At 38.3% G+C, this 18,833-nt stretch carries 16 protein-coding genes and 1 pseudogene; 6 read left to right on the forward strand and 11 right to left on the reverse strand.

Annotated features, from left to right (window positions below; genetic code table 11):
* The first annotated feature begins 114 nt into the window (after positions 1–114).
* Positions 115–702, forward strand: coding sequence for a hypothetical protein (locus tag IGL31_RS10440; RefSeq protein WP_002293998.1), 588 nt, complete (start codon positions 115–117; stop codon positions 700–702).
* A gap of 478 nt (positions 703–1,180) precedes the next feature.
* Here the strand turns inward: IGL31_RS10440 and metG are convergent, their stop codons facing one another.
* Complete coding sequence (gene metG / locus IGL31_RS10445; RefSeq protein ID WP_002289325.1) at positions 1,181–3,190, reverse strand: methionine--tRNA ligase; 2,010 nt, start codon at positions 3,188–3,190, stop codon at positions 1,181–1,183.
* A gap of 267 nt (positions 3,191–3,457) precedes the next feature.
* Between metG and IGL31_RS10450 the strand changes: the two genes are divergently transcribed.
* Positions 3,458–3,736 (forward strand): hypothetical protein, encoded by a 279-nt coding sequence (locus IGL31_RS10450; protein ID WP_002289337.1) that lies wholly within the window; start codon positions 3,458–3,460, stop codon positions 3,734–3,736.
* 96 nt (positions 3,737–3,832) lie between these two features.
* Entirely contained in the window at positions 3,833–4,654 is an 822-nt protein-coding gene (locus IGL31_RS10455; protein ID WP_002293995.1) for an NUDIX domain-containing protein, read from the forward strand.
* A 284-nt stretch (positions 4,655–4,938) separates the two neighbouring features.
* Here the strand turns inward: IGL31_RS10455 and IGL31_RS10460 are convergent, their stop codons facing one another.
* The 5 genes from IGL31_RS10460 to opp3b are packed head-to-tail and all read right to left on the reverse strand — an operon-like array spanning position 4,939 to position 9,965.
* Complete coding sequence (locus IGL31_RS10460; protein WP_086300282.1) at positions 4,939–5,949, reverse strand: RNA-guided endonuclease TnpB family protein; 1,011 nt, start codon at positions 5,947–5,949, stop codon at positions 4,939–4,941.
* An 11-nt stretch (positions 5,950–5,960) separates the two neighbouring features.
* Positions 5,961–6,914, reverse strand: coding sequence for an ABC transporter ATP-binding protein (locus IGL31_RS10465; RefSeq protein ID WP_002289330.1), 954 nt, complete (start codon positions 6,912–6,914; stop codon positions 5,961–5,963).
* Positions 6,904–7,974: an ABC transporter ATP-binding protein gene (locus IGL31_RS10470; RefSeq protein WP_086300281.1), complete on the reverse strand. Its 1,071-nt coding sequence runs from the start codon at positions 7,972–7,974 to the stop codon at positions 6,904–6,906. Before IGL31_RS10470 ends, IGL31_RS10465 begins: the two co-directional genes overlap by 11 nt.
* A 5-nt stretch (positions 7,975–7,979) precedes the next feature.
* A complete protein-coding gene (locus IGL31_RS10475) occupies positions 7,980–9,023 on the reverse strand; it encodes an ABC transporter permease (RefSeq protein ID WP_002293994.1) in 1,044 nt (347 codons plus the stop codon).
* Positions 9,024–9,965, reverse strand: coding sequence for an oligopeptide ABC transporter permease (gene opp3b / locus IGL31_RS10480; RefSeq protein ID WP_002293573.1), 942 nt, complete (start codon positions 9,963–9,965; stop codon positions 9,024–9,026). It abuts the gene before it with no gap.
* A gap of 83 nt (positions 9,966–10,048) precedes the next feature.
* Here opp3b and IGL31_RS10485 point away from each other — a divergent pair, with 83 nt between their 5' ends.
* On the forward strand, positions 10,049–10,396 hold the full coding sequence (locus IGL31_RS10485) for a DUF3899 domain-containing protein (protein WP_002293992.1): 348 nt from the start codon (positions 10,049–10,051) through the stop codon (positions 10,394–10,396).
* A gap of 69 nt (positions 10,397–10,465) precedes the next feature.
* Here the strand turns inward: IGL31_RS10485 and IGL31_RS10490 are convergent, their stop codons facing one another.
* A complete protein-coding gene (locus IGL31_RS10490) occupies positions 10,466–12,130 on the reverse strand; it encodes a peptide ABC transporter substrate-binding protein (RefSeq protein WP_002299119.1) in 1,665 nt (554 codons plus the stop codon).
* A 179-nt stretch (positions 12,131–12,309) separates the two neighbouring features.
* Here IGL31_RS10490 and IGL31_RS10495 point away from each other — a divergent pair.
* A pseudogene (locus tag IGL31_RS10495) lies at positions 12,310–12,384 on the forward strand (ribonuclease P); the annotation flags it as partial.
* Between the two features lie 295 nt (positions 12,385–12,679).
* On the opposite strand, the gene aac(6') reads toward IGL31_RS10495, so the two are convergent.
* Entirely contained in the window at positions 12,680–13,228 is a 549-nt protein-coding gene (aac(6'), locus tag IGL31_RS10500; RefSeq protein WP_002293989.1) for an aminoglycoside N-acetyltransferase AAC(6')-Ii, read from the reverse strand.
* A 552-nt stretch (positions 13,229–13,780) separates the two neighbouring features.
* Here aac(6') and IGL31_RS10505 point away from each other — a divergent pair.
* A complete protein-coding gene (locus IGL31_RS10505; RefSeq protein ID WP_002303623.1) occupies positions 13,781–14,884 on the forward strand; it encodes an iron-containing alcohol dehydrogenase family protein in 1,104 nt (367 codons plus the stop codon).
* Here the strand turns inward: IGL31_RS10505 and IGL31_RS10510 are convergent.
* From IGL31_RS10510 to IGL31_RS10520, 3 genes are all read right to left on the reverse strand, one after another.
* A complete protein-coding gene (locus IGL31_RS10510; protein ID WP_002307236.1) occupies positions 14,881–15,087 on the reverse strand; it encodes a hypothetical protein in 207 nt (68 codons plus the stop codon). The two genes, IGL31_RS10505 and IGL31_RS10510, sit on opposite strands and share 4 nt — an antisense overlap.
* Complete coding sequence (gene rlmN, locus IGL31_RS10515; protein ID WP_002293986.1) at positions 15,077–16,144, reverse strand: 23S rRNA (adenine(2503)-C(2))-methyltransferase RlmN; 1,068 nt, start codon at positions 16,142–16,144, stop codon at positions 15,077–15,079. Before rlmN ends, IGL31_RS10510 begins: the two co-directional genes overlap by 11 nt.
* A gap of 229 nt (positions 16,145–16,373) precedes the next feature.
* A complete protein-coding gene (locus IGL31_RS10520) occupies positions 16,374–18,821 on the reverse strand; it encodes a DNA translocase FtsK (RefSeq protein ID WP_086300280.1) in 2,448 nt (815 codons plus the stop codon).
* Positions 18,822–18,833: the final 12 nt, after the last annotated feature.

An 18,833-nucleotide genomic window follows, 5' to 3' on the forward strand; every position in this document is an offset into this window, starting at 1 on the left:
ATTTACCATTCTTTTTTCTCCACTTTCAGTGAAAAACTCCCTCTTAAGACGGATGTATTTCTTTTTTATTTTTCGTATACTAAACCTACCTTTTCCACGAAGGAGGAACAGTTTATGGATTTTAAGCGTTCTTATCCGAAATTAGCAGATTATTTATCCAACCGGGTCGATTTTTCCCGTAAAGAACAACAGCAGTCCCATTGGCATTGGTTCACATTAATTTTATTTGGATTAATGACTGTTGCAACGTTATCACAAAAACTAATATTGCTGACTTTGTTCATCGCAATCGTTGCATTGATCAAAGGTCCTGTGATGATCTTGTGGGGGATGTTGTATTCCTTTTTGGTTGGGCTTTTTCCGCCTATCGGTATTTTGCTTTCAGCGATTTTCTTTTTATTGAATATCGGAACATTTACAAAGAACTGGCGGATGACCTTAGTCGGGATCTATTTTTATTTCTATCCTTTTGGAGTGATGGCACTTAGTGAAGTCATGCATTGGGATAATCATTGGTTTATAGCTGGCTCCTTGCTTTTAGGGTTGATCTTGTTACACGTGATGTTGACAAAGCTCTATCAACATTATGGTATCGGACGTACGATTTTCTGGTATGTCTTTTCGATCCCATTTGCACTGCTTACTGCTCTCTTACCAAGCCGTTTGAAGACAAAAATAAAAGGTTACCATAAAATCAAGTGATAGGATTTTTACAAAATAAAGAAAACAATCATCGAAGTCAAAGCCGATGATTGTTTTTTTATCTATATTTTCAATCACACATATAAGAGCACAAACTAATTGAACATAAAGTGATAGAACTTATAATTAACACATCAACGCTACTGTTAGATATAAATATAGATGTAATAAAGTCATTGCATTCAAACTTTATGAATGTAAGGACAATAAAAAAGAGTACCAGATGAATCAATTAAAATCTGCCCGACCCTTTATCATTATGCTTTTTTTCTGTTTTTACGATTCCTATTAGTATTATTCTAAATTAACAAAAATCAGCGAAGCTCGTACTTCTTTTTCTAGGATTTATTTTGGATAGTTCTCTGTTTCTGTATTATATGATTGGCTTCAAGTAATAAGAAGGAATTTACGAAAATTGCTTCTCAAATTTCGGAAAAAGGGGGTATGACACAACTAGTGTCATACCCCCTTTGAATTTCTATGCGATTTCTGAGCCATTTGGCATGGATTTTGGTGCTTCGATTACTTGTAAAGAGCCATCTGGTGCTTCTGCAGAAAGGATCATTCCTTGACTGATTTGTCCACGCATCTTTCGTGGTTTCAGATTTGCTACAATGACGACTTTTTTCCCGATCAATTCGCTTGGATCAGGATAAAATTCAGCGATTCCTGACAAGATTTGACGGTCTTGGCTGTCTCCAGCATCTAGTCGGAATTGCAGCAACTTATCTGCCCCTTCTACTTTTTGACAGTTGATGACTTCTGCTACTTTTAGTTCTACTTTTTCAAATACATCAAATTTGATTTGTTTTTCTTTCGTTGAAACAAGTTCTGTTTCTTCTGGATCCCATTTGACTGTATCTTCGTTTGTTTGAGTACCTTCAGACATTTTTTCTTGAATAAAAGCAACTTCTTCTTCCATATCTAAACGTGGGAAGATTGGTGTACCTTTTGCAACTACTTTTGTTCCTGAAGGAAATTCGCCAAAGTGTAATCCTTCAAGATTCATTGTTTCAGAGTCCAATCCTAGTTGATTGAAGATCTTCTCTGGCGTTTCTGTCATGATTGGCTGAAGTAATATCGCTGCGATACGCAAAGATTCAGCTAAATGGATCATGACACTATTCAATTCAGCTTTCTTTTCTTCGTCTTTTGCTAATACCCATGGTTCTGTTTCATCAATGTATTTGTTTGCACGAGAAATCAGCACCCAGATTTCAGCCAATGCTGTATTGAATTCCATTTTTTCCATTGCATCATGGTAACGTCCGACAACGTTAGCAGCCGTCGTAGACAGTTCACTGTCAAATGGAGTGACAAGTGAGGCATAGTCAGGAACGAGTCCATCACAATATTTGTTGATCATAGCAATCGTTCGATTCAATAAGTTCCCTAGATCATTTGCCAGATCATAATTGACACGGGAAACAAAATCTTCTGGCGTAAAGACACCATCTGACCCAAACGGAACAGCACGAAGCAAATAATAACGGAGTGCATCTAAACCATAACGTTCCACAAGCATTTCAGGATAAACGACATTTCCTTTTGATTTAGACATTTTTCCGTCTTTCATCAATAGCCAGCCATGCCCAAATACTTTTTTAGGTAGAGGCAAATCAAGGGCCATCAGCATGATTGGCCAATAGATCGTATGAAAGCGAACGATTTCTTTACCGACCATCTGAACATCTGCAGGCCAGTATTTTTCGAATAGACTTTCATCTTCGGAGCCATATCCTAGTGCAGTAATATAATTGGATAATGCATCGATCCATACATACACCACATGTTTCGGATCACTCTTGACTGGTACTCCCCAAGTAAAAGTTGTTCGTGAAACTGCAAGATCCTCTAATCCTGGTTTGATAAAGTTGTTGATCATTTCGTTTTTACGAGATTCTGGCTGGATGAATTCGGGATGTTCTTCATAGTATTCCAACAGACGGTCTGCGTATTTGCTCATGCGGAAGAAGTATGATTCTTCTTTTACCAATTCTACTTCGTGTCCACTTGGCGCTTTACCACCGATCACGTTACCTTCGTCATCTTTGTACACTTCTGCAAGTTGTGTTTCTGTAAAGAATTCTTCGTCAGAAACAGAGTACCAGCCTTCATATTCACCTAAGTAAATATCTCCCTGTTCTAATAAACGATCAAATATTTTTTGAACAGCTGCTTTATGGTAATCATCTGTCGTGCGAATGAATTTATCATAACTGATATCAAGCGTTTTCCATAATTTCTTGACATCAGCCGCCATTTTATCTACATATTCTTGCGGTTTTACACCTAGTTCTTCTGCTTTTGTTTCGATTTTTTGACCATGTTCATCCACTCCAGTGAGATAAAACACATCAAAGCCCATCAACCGTTTATAACGAGCAATTGCGTCACATGCAATCGTAGTATACGAGTTGCCGATATGAAGTTTGCCGCTTGGATAATAGATTGGCGTAGTGATATAAAAAGTTTCCTTTTCTGCCACGGGGCTCTTCCTCCTTTATCGCATGATGCGAATTCGTTTCCTTGCTAGTATACCATAAAAAAAGCATGCTGTTAGCTTTTTTTCAAAATGAAAAAGTCTGGATAAACGACTTCTATCTACGTTCAATCTATCCTTTAAAAGGATGAATAGGTTGAATAAATGCAGGTTTTTGTTTTGTTTCATATCTAGTAAAAAACGGCTTTTTATTTCTCCTCTCACACGTGGTATAATAAAGACTATCTATCTTAGTAAGGGACTGGAACAATCATGCAGAAGAAACATCTTTTTTTTACACTTAGTATTGCTTTTCTTTCATTAGCACATTTAATATTCAGCTATTTTTATATTCGTATGTATGGTTATTTTAACCTCCATGGGCATTTGAACAGTTTTATGACAGCAGCTTGGATTTTGCGTTTTATCATTGACGTATATATCGTTATTTGTGGCTTCTTTGCCATTCGTGAAGAGCGGTATAAAGTATTGCCGTTTTATCTGCTTTTCTTTTTATTCAATCTCATACTTCCATTTATTTTTCATATTTAAATGATAACCTAGATTTTTCAAGTAAATCCTTGGTTTTTTTTCAGAGTCTGCTACAATAAGGTAAAAAGTACTTTTACTGTCAATGGAGGTGGTCAGATGAACCGTTTTGCTTCTAAAGAAGAAGAAAAATTATATTATGAACATGAAGCTAGTGAAGAAGAATTTCTTAACTGGTATCAAAAACAGGAACGTCCAGAATATGACAAGCCCTCTTTGACTGTCGATATCGTACTGATGTGCTATAACAAAGAAGAAGATCAGCTGAAAGTTTTGTTGATCCAAAGAAAAGGGCATCCTTATCGAAATTCATGGGCATTGCCTGGTGGCTTTGTCCAAAAGGATGAGTCAACTGGAGAAAGCGTCTTAAGAGAAACAAAGGAAGAAACTGGTGTGGTTATTTCAAAAGAAAATATTGAGCAACTGCATACATTCAGTACGCCTAATCGAGATCCGCGAGGCTGGGTCGTCACAGTCAGCTACTTAGCCTTTATTGGAGAAGAACCGCTAATCGCCGGAGATGATGCCAAGGAAGTACGCTGGTTCACACTAGAACGTCATAGTAACAAGATCCATTTATCTAGCGGAGAAGTGGCTATCTCGCTTGATTTAGTCACTGGAGAGTCTTCTGGCAAAGATACTTTGGCTTTTGACCATAGTCAAATCATCTTGAAAGCATTCAACCGTGTAGTCAATAAAATGGAACACGAGCCGCAAGTTCTACAAGTTTTAGGTAAAGATTTCACGATTACGGAAGCTCGAAAAGTATTTGCTAAATTCTTAGGGATCGATTATAAAACGATCGATCATTCCAATTTTAAGAAAGCTATGCTCCAATATTTCGATGAGATCGGTGAACGTCCTGTAGGAATCGGCCGTCCTTCAAAAATCTATCAGCTCAAGCCGGGGCACCATGAATAAGGTTGTGAGCAAAAGATTCAGACCTAATCATTCAAGAAAGAACGCAAAAACAACTCTTTGTGAGTTACGTTTTTTGTTTCAGAATTTTGATGTATTCGTAAACTTTCTGAATAAAAAATTAACAATAGCAGAAAAAGCTCGTACGAACTTTTTCTGCTATTGTTTTATTGGTTTGTCATAATTAGTGAGCTTTTCTTCAAAAGAAAAATTCCTAGAAACAAAAGTCATTAAGACTTTTTATTAACAAGGCGAACCCTAACGCTCCTATCAGTTTCATTCATTTTTTATCCCTTGATAACCGAATGTCTGCCCATTTTTTCTACTACTTGGCTCTTTCTTACGGAATTGCTTTCTTCTGCTCCGTCGGTATTGATCAAAAGAAATTTTTTATTATACCATTGGGACTTATAACGCAATTTTGTTATTAATTTATGCCAGTCATGAATAGAAAAATCAGCATGTGCCTCTTCTTTTGGAAAAGATTCTACAAATAAGTAGTCATATTGTTTGACCAATTTCCCAGATAATTGTTCGAGATAATCTTCTCGCTGGTTCTTTTGTTTCAGATAAAGATCCATTACTTTTCTCTTTTGTTTCTGATAATTGCTTGCCTGATCTAACTTGGTCTTTCTATGGTGAGCGGAGCGGACTTTTACGCTTAATTTCCGCTGTGCATGCTGAAGTTTTTCTTCTGTCTGGTCAAATTTTGGCAAAGATACTTCTATGGGCTGCGATGTTTCGATCAATGTTTTTGGATGATAGGCGATCCCAATCCATTTAGCTGAAGATTCTTTTTTTATTGATGAAACATCACAAAGTAGTGCGACATAAAATTCTTCATTATATCGAGCAGAAATCGTAGCGGAGCGAATCGATCCTTCAACTGGCCGATGCTGATTTATCTTGATTAGTTCTTTTTGTTTTGGTAACTTTAAGTAGCCATTTTCCAGATAGATCGTACGGGTTTGGTTGTTGGTCGTATAAGATTGCCACATACTTTTTTTCGTTTTAAGCTTTGGGAAGCTGGCACGTCCCTTGAAATAATTGCGAAAAGCCCGATCCAAATTAAGCTGTGCATTTGCTAAAGCAAGACTGTCTACTTCTTTTAAGAATGGGTATTCTTTTTTTAATGTAGCGGGTGTGAGCGAAAAATTGGCTACTCCTGTTTGTTGCCAACTTTTCTGACGCTTTTTCAGCAAATGGTTATAGGTAAATCGAGCACATCCAAAAGTACGAATCAATTGCTGTTTTTGTTCTTCTGTCGGATACATACGGAATTTAAAAGCTTTTAGCATCTATGTCCCTCCTAGTTAGCAACCAGAAGAGATTCCTTTTGTCGTTTTAGTTTTTTTGCGTAATATGGGACTTCCTGCTCAGTTGCATAGACAAAATGTTCTGGTGCGATTTCACGAAGTTGACGTACTTGTCCGTCATCTGGTTCAGGTTGATATTTGATTCTTCTGCGTTTTCTCTCATGGTCTGGATCTGGTAGAGGAATAGCAGATAACAAACTTTCTGTATAAGGATGAACACCGTGATTATAGATTTCATCACTTGTTCCCATCTCTAATAACAAGCCGTTATGCATTACACCGATTCGGTCACTAATATGTTTAACCATCGACAAATCATGTGCAATAAATAGATAGGTCAATTGATGTTCTTTTTGGAGATCTTGCAACAAATTGACCACTTGGGCTTGGATCGACACATCTAGTGCAGAAATTGGTTCATCACAAATGATAAAACGCGGTTTTACTGCCAATGCTCGTGCAATACCAATACGCTGGCGTTGCCCACCTGAAAATTCATGAGGATAACGAGTACCGTGGCTTGGATTCAATCCAACAGTTCTCAATAGATCATCGACTTTTTTTGCACGCTCTTCAGATGATTTAGCTAGTCCATTAACATCAATTCCTTCGGCAATGATATCTCTGACTTTCATACGAGGATTCAACGAAGCGTATGGATCTTGAAAGATCATCTGAACATCATGCCGGAATTTCGTCAAACCTTTTTTATCTTTGATCTTCGTTATATCTTGACCGTCGAATAATATCTCACCATCAGTAGGTTCATTCAAGCGAATGATCGTACGGCCAGTAGTGGATTTTCCGCTTCCAGATTCTCCAACTAAACCGAATGTTTCTCCTTCATAAATGTGAAAGCTGATGTCATTTACAGCATGTACTTCATTCTTTTTTCCTACATTGAAATACTGTTTCAATCCTTTAACTTCAAGTAGTTTATTTGGCATCAGCAATTCCTCCTTGACCGTAAGTATGTTTTTGTTTCTCTTTAAAGATAGCCCAGCGACGTTGGATTTCTTCTGGCGGTGTCACTTTGGGTGCCTGCGGAGCAAGTAGCCAAGTTGCTGCCTTGTGTGTTTTTGATAGTTCAAAAAATGGTGGTTCTTGTTCTGCATCGATTTTCATCGCGAATTCATTTCTTGGATAGAATGAGTCTCCTTTTGGCGGGTTCAATAAATCCGGTGGAGAACCAGGAATAGCATACAATCGATCGTTCGCACTATCTAATGTCGGCATTGAACCAAGCAGTCCCCAAGTATAGGGATGTTGCGGGTTGTAGAAAATTTCTTCCGATGTTCCAACTTCAACGATTCTTCCTCCATACATGACAGCGACACGATCAGCGACATTCGCTACTACACCAAGGTCATGAGTGATAAAGATAATTGATGTATCGATTTTTGTCTGAATTTCTTTCAGCAGCTCCAAAATCTGTGCTTGAATAGTCACATCAAGCGCTGTTGTAGGTTCATCAGCAATCAGGATTTCCGGATAACATACCAGTGCAATCGCGATCACGATCCGTTGACGCTGACCTCCTGAGAACTGATGCGGATAACTGTTGATACGTTTCTCAGCTTCGGGTATTCCAACTAATTTAAGCAATTCTAATGCAGCTTTTTGTCCCTCTTTTTTTGAAACTTTATTATGCTTTCTAAGGGACTCAGCGACTTGCTTCCCAATGGGCATCGTCGGATCTAAAGAGGTCATTGGATCTTGGAAAATCATCGCTATTTCTTTACCACGGATTTTTTGCATCTCTCTTTCTGATTTTCCAACGATATCGTTACCTTTAAAGAGGATTTGACCAGCATCTATATTGGCGTTGCTTGACAGCAAGCGCATGATGCTTCTGGTCGTCACTGATTTTCCACTTCCAGATTCCCCAACGATTGCCAATGTTTCTCCTTTATTCAAATGAAAATTGACACCGCGAATCGCTCGTACCTTTCCAGCATACGTATCAAAAGAGATTTCTAAGTCTTTCACTTCTAAAATTTTCGTCATCGTCTTCACTCTTTCATTTTAGGATCAAAGGCATCACGCAATCCATCAGCAAGTAAGTTAAAGCCAATCATGATAACCGATAAAGTTACTGCCGGAATCCATAACAGATAAGGCAGATACAGGAATGTCTTGTACCCTTCGCTCAACATTGTTCCTAATGAAGCTGATGGAGGTGTAAGACCTAAACCGATAAAGCTTAAAAAGGCTTCGAAGAAAATAGCAGATGGAATACTAAACATCATTTGAATAATAATAACACTAGAGATATTCGGCAAAATATGTTTGAATGCAATTTTCATTCTTGATTCACCTAATGTCAATCCAGCTAAAACATATTCTTGATCTTTTAATTTCATTGTTTGTGCACGAACGATACGTGCCATTGGTATCCAGTTTGTGATGGCCATAGCAGCCACGATTGAAAAAATTCCTGGTTCAAAAACGACCAACATCAAAATCATGACAACGAGGTTTGGAATTCCTGACAAGATTTCCAAAAAACGTTGCATCACGTTATCGACACGTCCGCCTAACAAACCAGAAACCAACCCGTAAGCTACACCAATCGTTACATCTAGTAATGCAGCAATAAATGCGATCAGCAACGAGATTCTCGTTCCCATAAATAAGCGGCTTAATACATCACGTCCCAAACCATCTGTTCCTAAAAAGAAATTTACGTTTGAAGGGACGTTTGCTTGAGCATATTTATCAACAAGTTCACCACCGACCATTGCTTTTCCATTCAATCCATCGATATTGATTCCCGGAATACGAGGAGGCAAATTGATATAAGCCACGTTTTGGGCAGTTGGATCATGAGGAGAAACAAAGATTGTGATCACAGAGATCAAAATGATGACCAATAGTAAAACCATTGAAATAACGGCAGCTTTGTTTTTCTTTAAACGGCGCCATGAATCTTGGATAAAATTCAAAGAAGGTGCAGTAATCTGTTCACGTTCTTCTTCGGTATTTTTTTGTAATGGAAGAAATTCATCCGCAGGGATATCTGCAACTGTTTCATAACGCTTTGGTATCATTTCCATTTATCCTCGGCTCCCTTCTGAAACACGAATTCTTGGATCAACTAGACCGTACAATAGATCCACGATCAAAATAACAAAAATCAGCATAAATGAGTAAAGGATCGTTACAGCCATGATCGTAGGATAATCATTTGTTGTGATTGACTTAACGAATTGTTCCCCGATACCAGGAATAGCAAAGATATTTTCTACCACCAGTGATCCGGTCATCAATGCTACAGCTAACGGTCCTAATAAAGTCATCAATGGAATCAAACTATTTCGAAGACCATGTTTAAAGGCGATTTCCCAACGGCTCAATCCTTTTGCTTTTGCTAATTCCACATAATCACTATGCAGTACTTCCACCATTTCCGTACGGATAAACCGAGCAGAGTCAGCAAGCGGCGACATGGCCAACGCAATTGTTGGTAAGATTGTGTACACAAAGCCATCCCATTTTGCGATTGGCAAAACTTGTAATTTGATTGCAAAGATATATTGTAATAAAACAGCAAATACAAAGTTTGGAATGGAACGACCTAATATCGCTACGAGTGTAGAAGATGTATCTGCCCATGTATTTTGCTTCATGGCAGAGATCGTTCCTAAAATCGTCCCTAGGACTGTTCCAAAGATAATTGCCTGTAAACCTAACTGCAAGGATGGTCCGATTCTTCCAGCTAACAAATGTGCGACTGGCTGGTTTTTAAATTGGAAGGAAATTCCAAAATCTCCTTGAAGCAAATTAGAAAGATAAATCCCATATTGTACGATAACTGGTTTATCCAAACCGACTTGTTTATTTAGCATCTCGATTGTTTCAGGACTCAAACGTTCCTGATTCGTATATGGCGTGCCCGGCAGCAATTGCATCAAGAAAAAGGTGATTGTTGCAATTAACCAAAGCGTGATGATCATGAAAAAGACACGTTTTAATACATATTTGATATAACTATTCACTAATGTTTCCCCCTAGCTTTTGACTTCTGACAGATGTTTCGCTACATTATTAGATAATGAACCAAAAATAAAGGAGCAATCAAATGAAAAAAAAATCTATCCCCTACGCAGTAGCTTTTCTACTGATTCTGGTTATTTTAATAAAAAATCTCATCAACCATTCCTTTACACTCATTCAATTATCTAATGATCTATTCTTATGGTCATTGCCGTTTCTGATTATCGGCGGTTTTTTATGGGTCTTTTCTTCGGGTTTCTTCGATCATTTTCAGCGATCGGTCCATCTTGCACGAACAAGGAACCGAAAGAAAAAACCAGAATTTTCCTCGCTCTCGTCTGCCAGCTACGGTATGTACAGCTTTTGGCTGATCATTGCCGGAATACTAATTGCTCTTTCTGCTATTTTCATGCTTTTTTCTTTGTTAGGATAAGTGAATATGAGAACGAGGTTGCGACATTTGCCGCAGCCTCGTTTTTTCTCATGCTCACGGTATTAACGATTATTCTTCAACGTATGTCCATTTGTAATCCCATGAAGCGCCTGCCGCATGGTGAACGATACCTTTGATTTTTTCATTCACTAGGTGACCTTCTGCTTTTTGGTACACCGGAACGACACCCATATCATCAGAGATGATCTTGATTGCTTTTTGGAAATCATCCCAACGGGCTTGTTCATCGCCAGCGTCTGTTGATGAAGCTGCTTTAACTGCTTCGTCATATTCTGCATTGCTCCAGCGACCACGGTTGTATGAATTACCTGTGACAAACAAATCAGTAAAGCTGCTTGGGTCTGCATAGTCAGCAGCCCATCCGCCTAGTACTGCGTCAAAATCACCCGAAGTTGAGCGGTCAAGACGTACAGAGAATGGAACAGGTGTTGGTTTGACTGTTACGCCATCCAAGTTTTCTTGGATTGAGTTTTGAACATATTCGATTACTTTTTTCGATGAATCATCATCAGAAGCCATCAAATCAAATTCTAAAGAATCAACGCCCAATTCTTTTTTCGCTTTTTCCCAATATTCTTTTGCTTTATCTTTGTCATAAGAAACTAATTTTCCAGCTTCTTTTGCAAAGTCTTCGTTCGTTGTTGGACTTTTTACCATATCTGATGGGATCAATCCTGTAGAGACAACTGATCCGTCACCTAGTACTTGTTTTACTAAAGCTTCACGATCGATAGAATAAGAAATAGCTTTTCTTAGGTTCACATTGTTGAATGGTGAATTCTTTTCACGTTGATTGAATTCGATATAGCTTGTCCGTGCTTCTTTAACAGAAGTATAAGCTGGATCGTTTGCGTTTTGCTGTGCTAACTCACCAGACAAGATCACGTCATCTGCTTGGCCATCTTTGAATAAGTTCAATGCAGTAGAAGATTCTTTTACTACACTGACTTTGATTTCAGAAAGTTTTACTGTATCTTTGTCCCAGTAATGGTCATTTTTCTTATAAGTCCATTCTGTATCTGTTCCTGGTCCATCAAAATCTTCTAATGTGAATGGTCCATTATAAACAGCTTTATCACTTGCAGATGCATAGGCATCCCCATTTTCTTCCACTACGGATTGTTTTTGTGGGAAAAATGATGGGAAAGCAAGCAGATATTGGAAATATGGTGTTTGTTTCGTCAATTTGATTTCTAATTCATAGTCACCAACTGCTTTGATCCCTAGTTCTGATTTATCTTTCTTTCCAGCTGTGATGTCTTCTGCATTTTCAACTGGCGCATACAGGTAAGCATATTCAGAAGCTGTAGCTGGGTCTACTGTTCGTTGCCAGCCATAAACGTAATCCGCTGCTGTCACAGGATCACCATTTGACCATTTTGCGTCTTCTCGTAATTTGATTTTGTAAGTTAATCCGTCTTCACTGACTTCTGCCAACTCGCTAGCTCCTGCCGGCTGTGGTTTGCTGTCTTCATCAAGACGGTAAATTCCTTCATAAACGTTATTCAATGCTGTAAAACTGATTGTATCTGTTGCAACTGATAAGTCAGCTGTAGGCATTTCTTGAGGCACGACTAAGTTAAATACGCCTCCTCCATCTGCTGAACCGCTTTTTGCTGAACTACTGTTGCTTGTGGCTGAACTGCCGCCATAACATCCAGCAAGTACAAGGCCGCATACCGCAACCAAACCAAATGTAAATTTCTTTTTCATTTTACGTACCCCTTTATTGGAATTTTCAGAATAATTAATATTTTCTGAAGTTGTTTAAGAGTTTAATGAATAATTATTAAAAAATCAACACTTTTTTTTGTCTTTTTCATAAAATAATGATTTTTTCGTGAGGTTTCAAGGAATTTTTCAGAAAAAAATAGCTTTGTACAAGGTTTTCCATGGTCTTCCAAAAGCCATTAAATAATTTTCGTTATATTGTCTATTATTGCCATACAAAGATAAAAAAGAATAAATAAAAAGAAACTGTGACAAAAGTCTTGTCACAGTCCCTTATTCCGAATAAACGGTGTTCAAAAGCCAGTTTCTCGGTATTAAGCCAAATTTATGCAAAAATGTAGAAAGCCATTTTCACAAAATTTTTCTTAATACTCGAAACTAAGCGACTTTTTCACAACCTCTTCCTTAAACGGTGTTCCAAAAGTAGCTTCTTCGGAAATAAGTTGGAATTTCACAAAAATTCAAGAAGTAATTTTCGTAAATTCCTTCTTATTTCTTGAAGCTGATCACTTCTGTCACAACCTCTTTTTATTATTGAGAATCTGGTCGAGGAATAATCGTTTTTGCCATCCAAATATCCGGTTTGTCCCAGCCATTTGCATTTGGTAAGACACCTACGATTTTATAACCTAATTTTTCATAGAATTCATACGGATGTTCACGAAGGTTCTGGATGGAAGCCACTTTATCAAATGTATGCTCATACAGGTCCGTTTGACTTAACGTTGTTCCATGGTCTAAATCATCCGTACCTAAATAAATCGTGATTCCTCCTCTGGAAGCTACTTCTTTTTCTAAGTAATTGACTAATCGAGTACCTATTTGGTTCTTTCGTCGGGAGCTTTCTACAACTAATGGATGCAATTCCCAACCTGTGATACCGTATTGAGGGATTGCACCAATAAATCCTACTAACTCATCTTGGTCTACCGCTGCTACCGCGATTCGTTCTGGATTCATCATTTCTTCTACTTCTTCTGCCGAGCTGTCTCCATATTCTTCCGGCCAAGTCAGTCTCAGTAAATCAGAAAGCTGATCTTTCAATACTGGATTATTACGGTCAAATTCACTGATTATCATACGTCTTCCCCCTTGTTCTTGCTTATTCTAACAGTCCTTTTGAAAAAACGAAATGTTCTCGCTCAAAAATCTTTAGCTACCAATCAGTATCTCTATTCTTTCATTATTTATCTTACTTATAAAATAAAAAAATTATACAGAAACACTTTATTCAAAATAGGAAAGATCAGGAAAGCCATCAATTGGAGGAAAAAACTCTGTTTGTTCATCATGATATAGATTATCTTTTGCTTTAAAAAAAACCAATTATGAATTGACAAATAAAACCTGTTTTCATATAATAATCTTAATTTTTAGAATTTTTAGATAATTACAAAAAAGCAAAGGGAATCGGTAGAAATACTAAGAGGAACAAAAATTCATTATTGTCGTTTTCAATGTTTTTGTACTTGTTCGTTTTTAGGATACTTATTGATGATTTCAAGGTGTTCATGCCACCTTATTCATCACTTATCCTGTCTTAGGTTCACCTCTACTCCATCTACAGCCGCAGTCAGATCGATCACTCTTTAAAATTTTAACCCGTTTCAACGAAGAAAGAAGGAAATGAATATGAGTCAAAGTGTTTTCTTACCAAATTATACCATTGGAACAGATGCGTATGAAAAAGCAAATGGAATCGTCAAAGAATATGGGACAAAAGTAGTGCTGATTGGAGGGAAGACTGCACTTTCAAAGGCAGAAAACAAAATAAAAGTAGCTTTGACACAGGAAATAGAGGTTGTCGCCAGTCTCTGGTACGGGGGTAATTCAACTTATGGAAATATTGAACAGTTGATCCAGCATGAAAGTGTCCAAAAAGCAGACGTCCTGTTTGCAGTCGGTGGTGGCCGTGCTTGCGATACTGTAAAAGTCATTGGTGAAAAACTAGCTAAACCAGTCTTCACCTTTCCCACTATTGGTTCGAACTGTTCGCCCGTCACTGCGGTATGTGTCATCTATAACGAAGAAGGCGTAATGGACGGACTCTTCTTTCCTTCAAAACCACCTGTACACACCTTCATTGATACAGCAATTATTGCCGAAGCACCTGATAAATACTTATGGGCAGGTATTGGCGATGCTTTATCCAAAGAAGTCGAATCTACTTTTTCTGCTCGTGGCGATGATCTAGGCTACACGGATAGATTAGGAATCCAAATCGGAAAAATGTGCATTGATCGTCTCTTGACTTATGGTACGCAAGCATTGAAAGATAGTGCCGACGATCGTCCCTCATATGCAATTGAACAAGTCGTTTCGGATATCATTGTTACTACCGGATTGGTTTCTGTTTTAGTTAACAATAACTATAATTCTGCTATGGCACACTCATTCTATTACGGTACGACTGTTCTAGAAAAAATGGAGGGATACCTTCACGGAGCATCTGTCAGTTATGGTGTACTGACCTTATTGATGATGGATCAGCAGTTCGATTTGTTTGATAAAATCTATGTGTTTATGAAAAAGAACCAACTTCCAGTATCGTTAACCGACATGAATCTCAATGTCACGACCGATTTAGAAGCAATCTTAGATAAAGCCATGGCAACAAATGATATTAAACATGTGCCTTATGAAATCACCCGAGAAAAATTTAAACAGGCCATTCTTGACGTAGAAACTTATCATGCTACACAAGAAAGCCAGCAAGGATATAAGAAAATCAGTTAAATAATTGCTAAAACCCCCATCAAGCAGGCTGTCATCAAATTGAGGACATTTCTTTGCTTGATGAGGGTTTTTCTTGTCAAAAAAAGCTTTATAGCTTTCGCTATAGAATCTTTTCTCTTATTTAAGTTGAACAGTTCCTTAATTAAGAAAACTGCTCCTTTTATGGTAATTGAAAAAACGAGTAGGCTACGATTATTTGGCAACTGTTTTTTTCATTTGCTTGCTTCGCAATTGTCCGCAAGCTGCATCAATATCTGTACCATGTTCTTTACGTATCACACAGTTTACGCCGTTTTTCTTCAATACATCATAAAATCTCAATACATCAGCTTTTGGACTGCGAGAATATTGATCATGTTCACTGACTGGATTATATGGAATCAAGTTGACATATGCTAATTTTTTCTTATCTTTTAATAGATCTGCTAATTGTTGCGCATGCTCTGGTCTATCATTTACTTGATTCAACATGATATATTCAAACGTGATTCGACGGTTTGTTTTCTCTAAATACTCATCCACAGCTTCCATCAATTTCTCAATTGGGAAACTTCGGTTGATCCGCATGATCGATGTTCGCACCTCATTATTCGGCGCGTGCAAGGAAATAGCCAGATTGACTTGCAAGCCGTTATTAGCGAATTCCTTGATTTTGTGTGCTAATCCACTAGTGGAAACTGTAATGTGCCGAGCACCAATTGCCAATCCTTTGGCATCATTGATGATATGCAAAAAGTCCATTACATTGTCGTAATTATCAAATGGCTCACCGATCCCCATTACAACGACGTGTGAAACGCGTTCGCCAAGATTGCGCTCATCAAAATAATGTTGGACCATCATGATCTGTGCAACAATTTCTCCAGCAGTCAGATCACGGTTCTTTTTGAGCAGCCCGCTTGCACAAAACGTACAGCCGATATTACATCCTACTTGTGTCGTCACACAAACTGACAAGCCATATTCTTGTCTCATCAGTACAGTCTCAATCATGTTTTTATCAGGGAGTTCAAACAAATATTTTACTGTACCATCCGAAGCTTCTTGGACGACCATCTGTTTTAGAGGATTGATGATAAAATGCTCCGATAATTTTTCGATCAATTGTTTCGATAGATTCGTCATTTCTGTGAAATTACTTACACGTTTTTGATACAACCATTCCCAAACTTGGGCAGCTCGGAATTTTTTCTCGCCGTTTTCTATAAACCAATTGATTAATTCTTCATTCGTCAAGCCATAAATGGACTGTTTTTCCAAAGTATTTTCCCTCTTTTTCTCAAAGTTTCGCTACATACTATACATGATTCATTTCCTTAATGCAATACTTCACAAATAAATCGAATAGAACTTTAATCTCACAAAAACTAAAAAGACAAGACATCATACCGTATTAGAAAAGATGGAAAAAAACCATTTTTTCTTTTGGTATCATCATGCCTTGTCTTTTTATTGGTTATTCGTTTTTCAACCCTTCATCACACAAGTTTTACATGTCATTATCGTCCGGCAACGGTTCTGATGTTTCTTCCTGCTCAATGAATACTTTCCGAGGCTTGCTTCCTTCTGACGGGCCAACAACTCCATGAGCTTCCAGTTCATCTACTAAACGTGCTGCTCGGTTGTAACCGATCCGAAATCTTCTTTGGAGAAGGGAAATACTTGCTGTTTGCATTTCAACGACAAGTGCTTTTGCTTCTTCAAACAGCTCATCTTGTGGCTGTTCTGGAGCACCTGTCGTTTCAACTTCATCTGTCGGCATCATTTTCTCTTCATAATGAGCTTCTTGCTGATCTGTAACAAATTGAACGACCCGTTCTACTTCGTGGTCAGAAATGAATGCTCCTTGCACACGGATCGGTTTATTCTCACCCATTGGCAAGAATAGCATATCTCCTCGCCCTAAGAGCTTTTCTGCCCCATTAGAATCAATGATCGTCCGAGAATCTGTACCGCTTGATACCGCAAATGCCATTCTGGAAGGTACATTTGCTTTGATGATTCCTGTGATAACATCCACACTTGGACGTTGAGTAGCTAGGATCATATGAATCCCCGCTGCCCGAGCCATTTGCGCTAAACGAATAATCGCATCTTCAACTTCATTGCTGGCTACCATCATCAAATCAGCTAATTCATCTACGATCACTACGATGAATGGTAAGGTTGGATGTTTCGTTCCGTTTTCCAAGTTTTTCTGTTGAACAAATTCATTGTAACCAGAAATATTTCTTACTCCGGTTGCCGCGAATTTTTCATATCGTTCTTCCATTTCTTGTACTACTTTTTGTAAGGCTTGCGCTGCTTTTCTAGGGTTCGTCACGACCGGCGTCAACAGATGAGGTATGCCGTTGTACATATTCAATTCAACCATTTTCGGATCGATCATCATCAGTTTTACTTCATGGGGCTTAGCACGCATTAATATACTTGTGATGATCCCATTAATTGCTACTGATTTCCCACTACCAGTCGAACCAGCCACGAGTAAGTGAGGCATCTTCGAAAGATCAGCCGTTTGTACCCGTCCAGAAACATCACGTCCTAAAGGTACTTCTAGTAATTTATCTGGGTGGTTTGGTTGTGCTTCGATGATTTCTCTAAAGGAAACCATACTGATCTTTCCATTTGGTACTTCAATACCAATCAGTGATTTACCTGGAATCGGTGCTTCCATCCGGACATCTTTCGCCGCTAAAGCAAGCGCGATATCATCTGTTAAGTTCACAATTTTACTTACTTTTACCCCTACAGCCGGCTGGACTTCGAATTTTGTGACGGATGGTCCTAAGCTGGCTTTGACGACCTTGGCATCGACACCGAAACTTTGGAAAGTTTGTTCTAATACGCCGATATTTTTTTCAATTTTTTTATACTCATCACTTTGATCCACAGTTGGTATAGAATCAAGCAAATCAACTGTCGGTAATTCATAGTCTTGATTTTCCTGTTCTGCTTCAATCTCAAATTCTAATGAGGTACCGTCATCCTCTGGCAACTCATCTGAAAAACCTTCTGCTGTATTGGTCTGTTTTGGTGTATCTGGTACTGGTTTCTCTAGATTCGCAGGATGGATATTTTCTTGAAAACTGTCGATTGGAACAAAACTTAGCTGCTCCGGCTCTGTATTTTCTGGTTCCTGCCATTCATCAGCAGTATTTTCCCTTTGCTGGCTCACCGCTTTTTTCTTCTCATATTCTGCAGCTTCTTTTTCTGCAGCTTCTTTTGCAGCTAAGCGCCTTGCTTCTTTCGCTTCTGCGCGCTGTTTCATTCTCTCTTCCTTTGCCGCTTGCTTTCGAGCTTGCTTGGCAGGATCACCTTCCAATAATTCCTGTACTCGTTCTCCAATTGATTGGATACCATTTAACAGCTGATAGCCTTCCAGATTACTGAACAGGAATGCTCCTCCTGCCAGTAATAGCACTGCTGCTAAATAACTTCCAGGCTGTGCAATCAAGAAGTAAGTAAAATGATAAAGGATTGCTCCAATCATCCCACCACCAACGTTATTGTCTACTTGACTTTGTTTTATATCACTGGCTAACAAATCCCATGTCGTCCCCATGATATTTGGTTCCCCAGTATGGAGTTTGCCAAATAAATGGGCATGTAACAATAATAAGATACCGAAATAAAAGAGTATGCCGCCAAACCAGCGTCGGTTTTTACCAATTGAAAACTCTGTATTCTTAATGACAATCCAAAATCCTAATACGGCTAATAAAAGACAGAGGATTTGGTAAGTATTTCCTGCAATGATCCGAAAGCCGTTTGCAATCAATATTCCTAAAAAACCTAATTTTAAAAAGCCGAAGACAGCAAATAAAATCAAGGCAAACCCAACACCAATCGTCAGCATTTGTTCCTGCTGCTGTTTTTGCTTTTTCGTTTTTTTCGTCTTTTTCCTTTTTTTAGTAGGCCGTTTCTTTTGTGCCATTTATTATCCCTC

The sequence above is a fragment of the Enterococcus sp. MSG3290 genome, assembly GCF_050555565.1.
Classification (GTDB): domain Bacteria; phylum Bacillota; class Bacilli; order Lactobacillales; family Enterococcaceae; genus Enterococcus_B; species Enterococcus_B faecium.

Bases quoted from the DNA above. Each gene is read 5' to 3' on its own strand.
- IGL31_RS10440 (WP_002293998.1), top strand. From the start codon at position 115: ATGGATTTTAAGCGTTCTTATCCGAAATTAGCAGATTATTTATCCAAC.
- IGL31_RS10485 (WP_002293992.1), top strand. From the start codon at position 10,049: ATGAAAAAAAAATCTATCCCCTACGCAGTAGCTTTTCTACTGATTCTG.
- IGL31_RS10460 (WP_086300282.1), bottom strand. From the start codon at position 5,949: ATGCTAAAAGCTTTTAAATTCCGTATGTATCCGACAGAAGAACAAAAA.
- IGL31_RS10470 (WP_086300281.1), bottom strand. From the start codon at position 7,974: ATGACGAAAATTTTAGAAGTGAAAGACTTAGAAATCTCTTTTGATACG.
- IGL31_RS10465 (WP_002289330.1), bottom strand. From the start codon at position 6,914: ATGCCAAATAAACTACTTGAAGTTAAAGGATTGAAACAGTATTTCAAT.
- IGL31_RS10520 (WP_086300280.1), bottom strand. From the start codon at position 18,821: ATGGCACAAAAGAAACGGCCTACTAAAAAAAGGAAAAAGACGAAAAAA.
- IGL31_RS10455 (WP_002293995.1), top strand. From the start codon at position 3,833: ATGAACCGTTTTGCTTCTAAAGAAGAAGAAAAATTATATTATGAACAT.
- IGL31_RS10450 (WP_002289337.1), top strand. From the start codon at position 3,458: ATGCAGAAGAAACATCTTTTTTTTACACTTAGTATTGCTTTTCTTTCA.
- IGL31_RS10505 (WP_002303623.1), top strand. From the start codon at position 13,781: ATGAGTCAAAGTGTTTTCTTACCAAATTATACCATTGGAACAGATGCG.
- IGL31_RS10475 (WP_002293994.1), bottom strand. From the start codon at position 9,023: ATGGAAATGATACCAAAGCGTTATGAAACAGTTGCAGATATCCCTGCG.
- IGL31_RS10490 (WP_002299119.1), bottom strand. From the start codon at position 12,130: ATGAAAAAGAAATTTACATTTGGTTTGGTTGCGGTATGCGGCCTTGTA.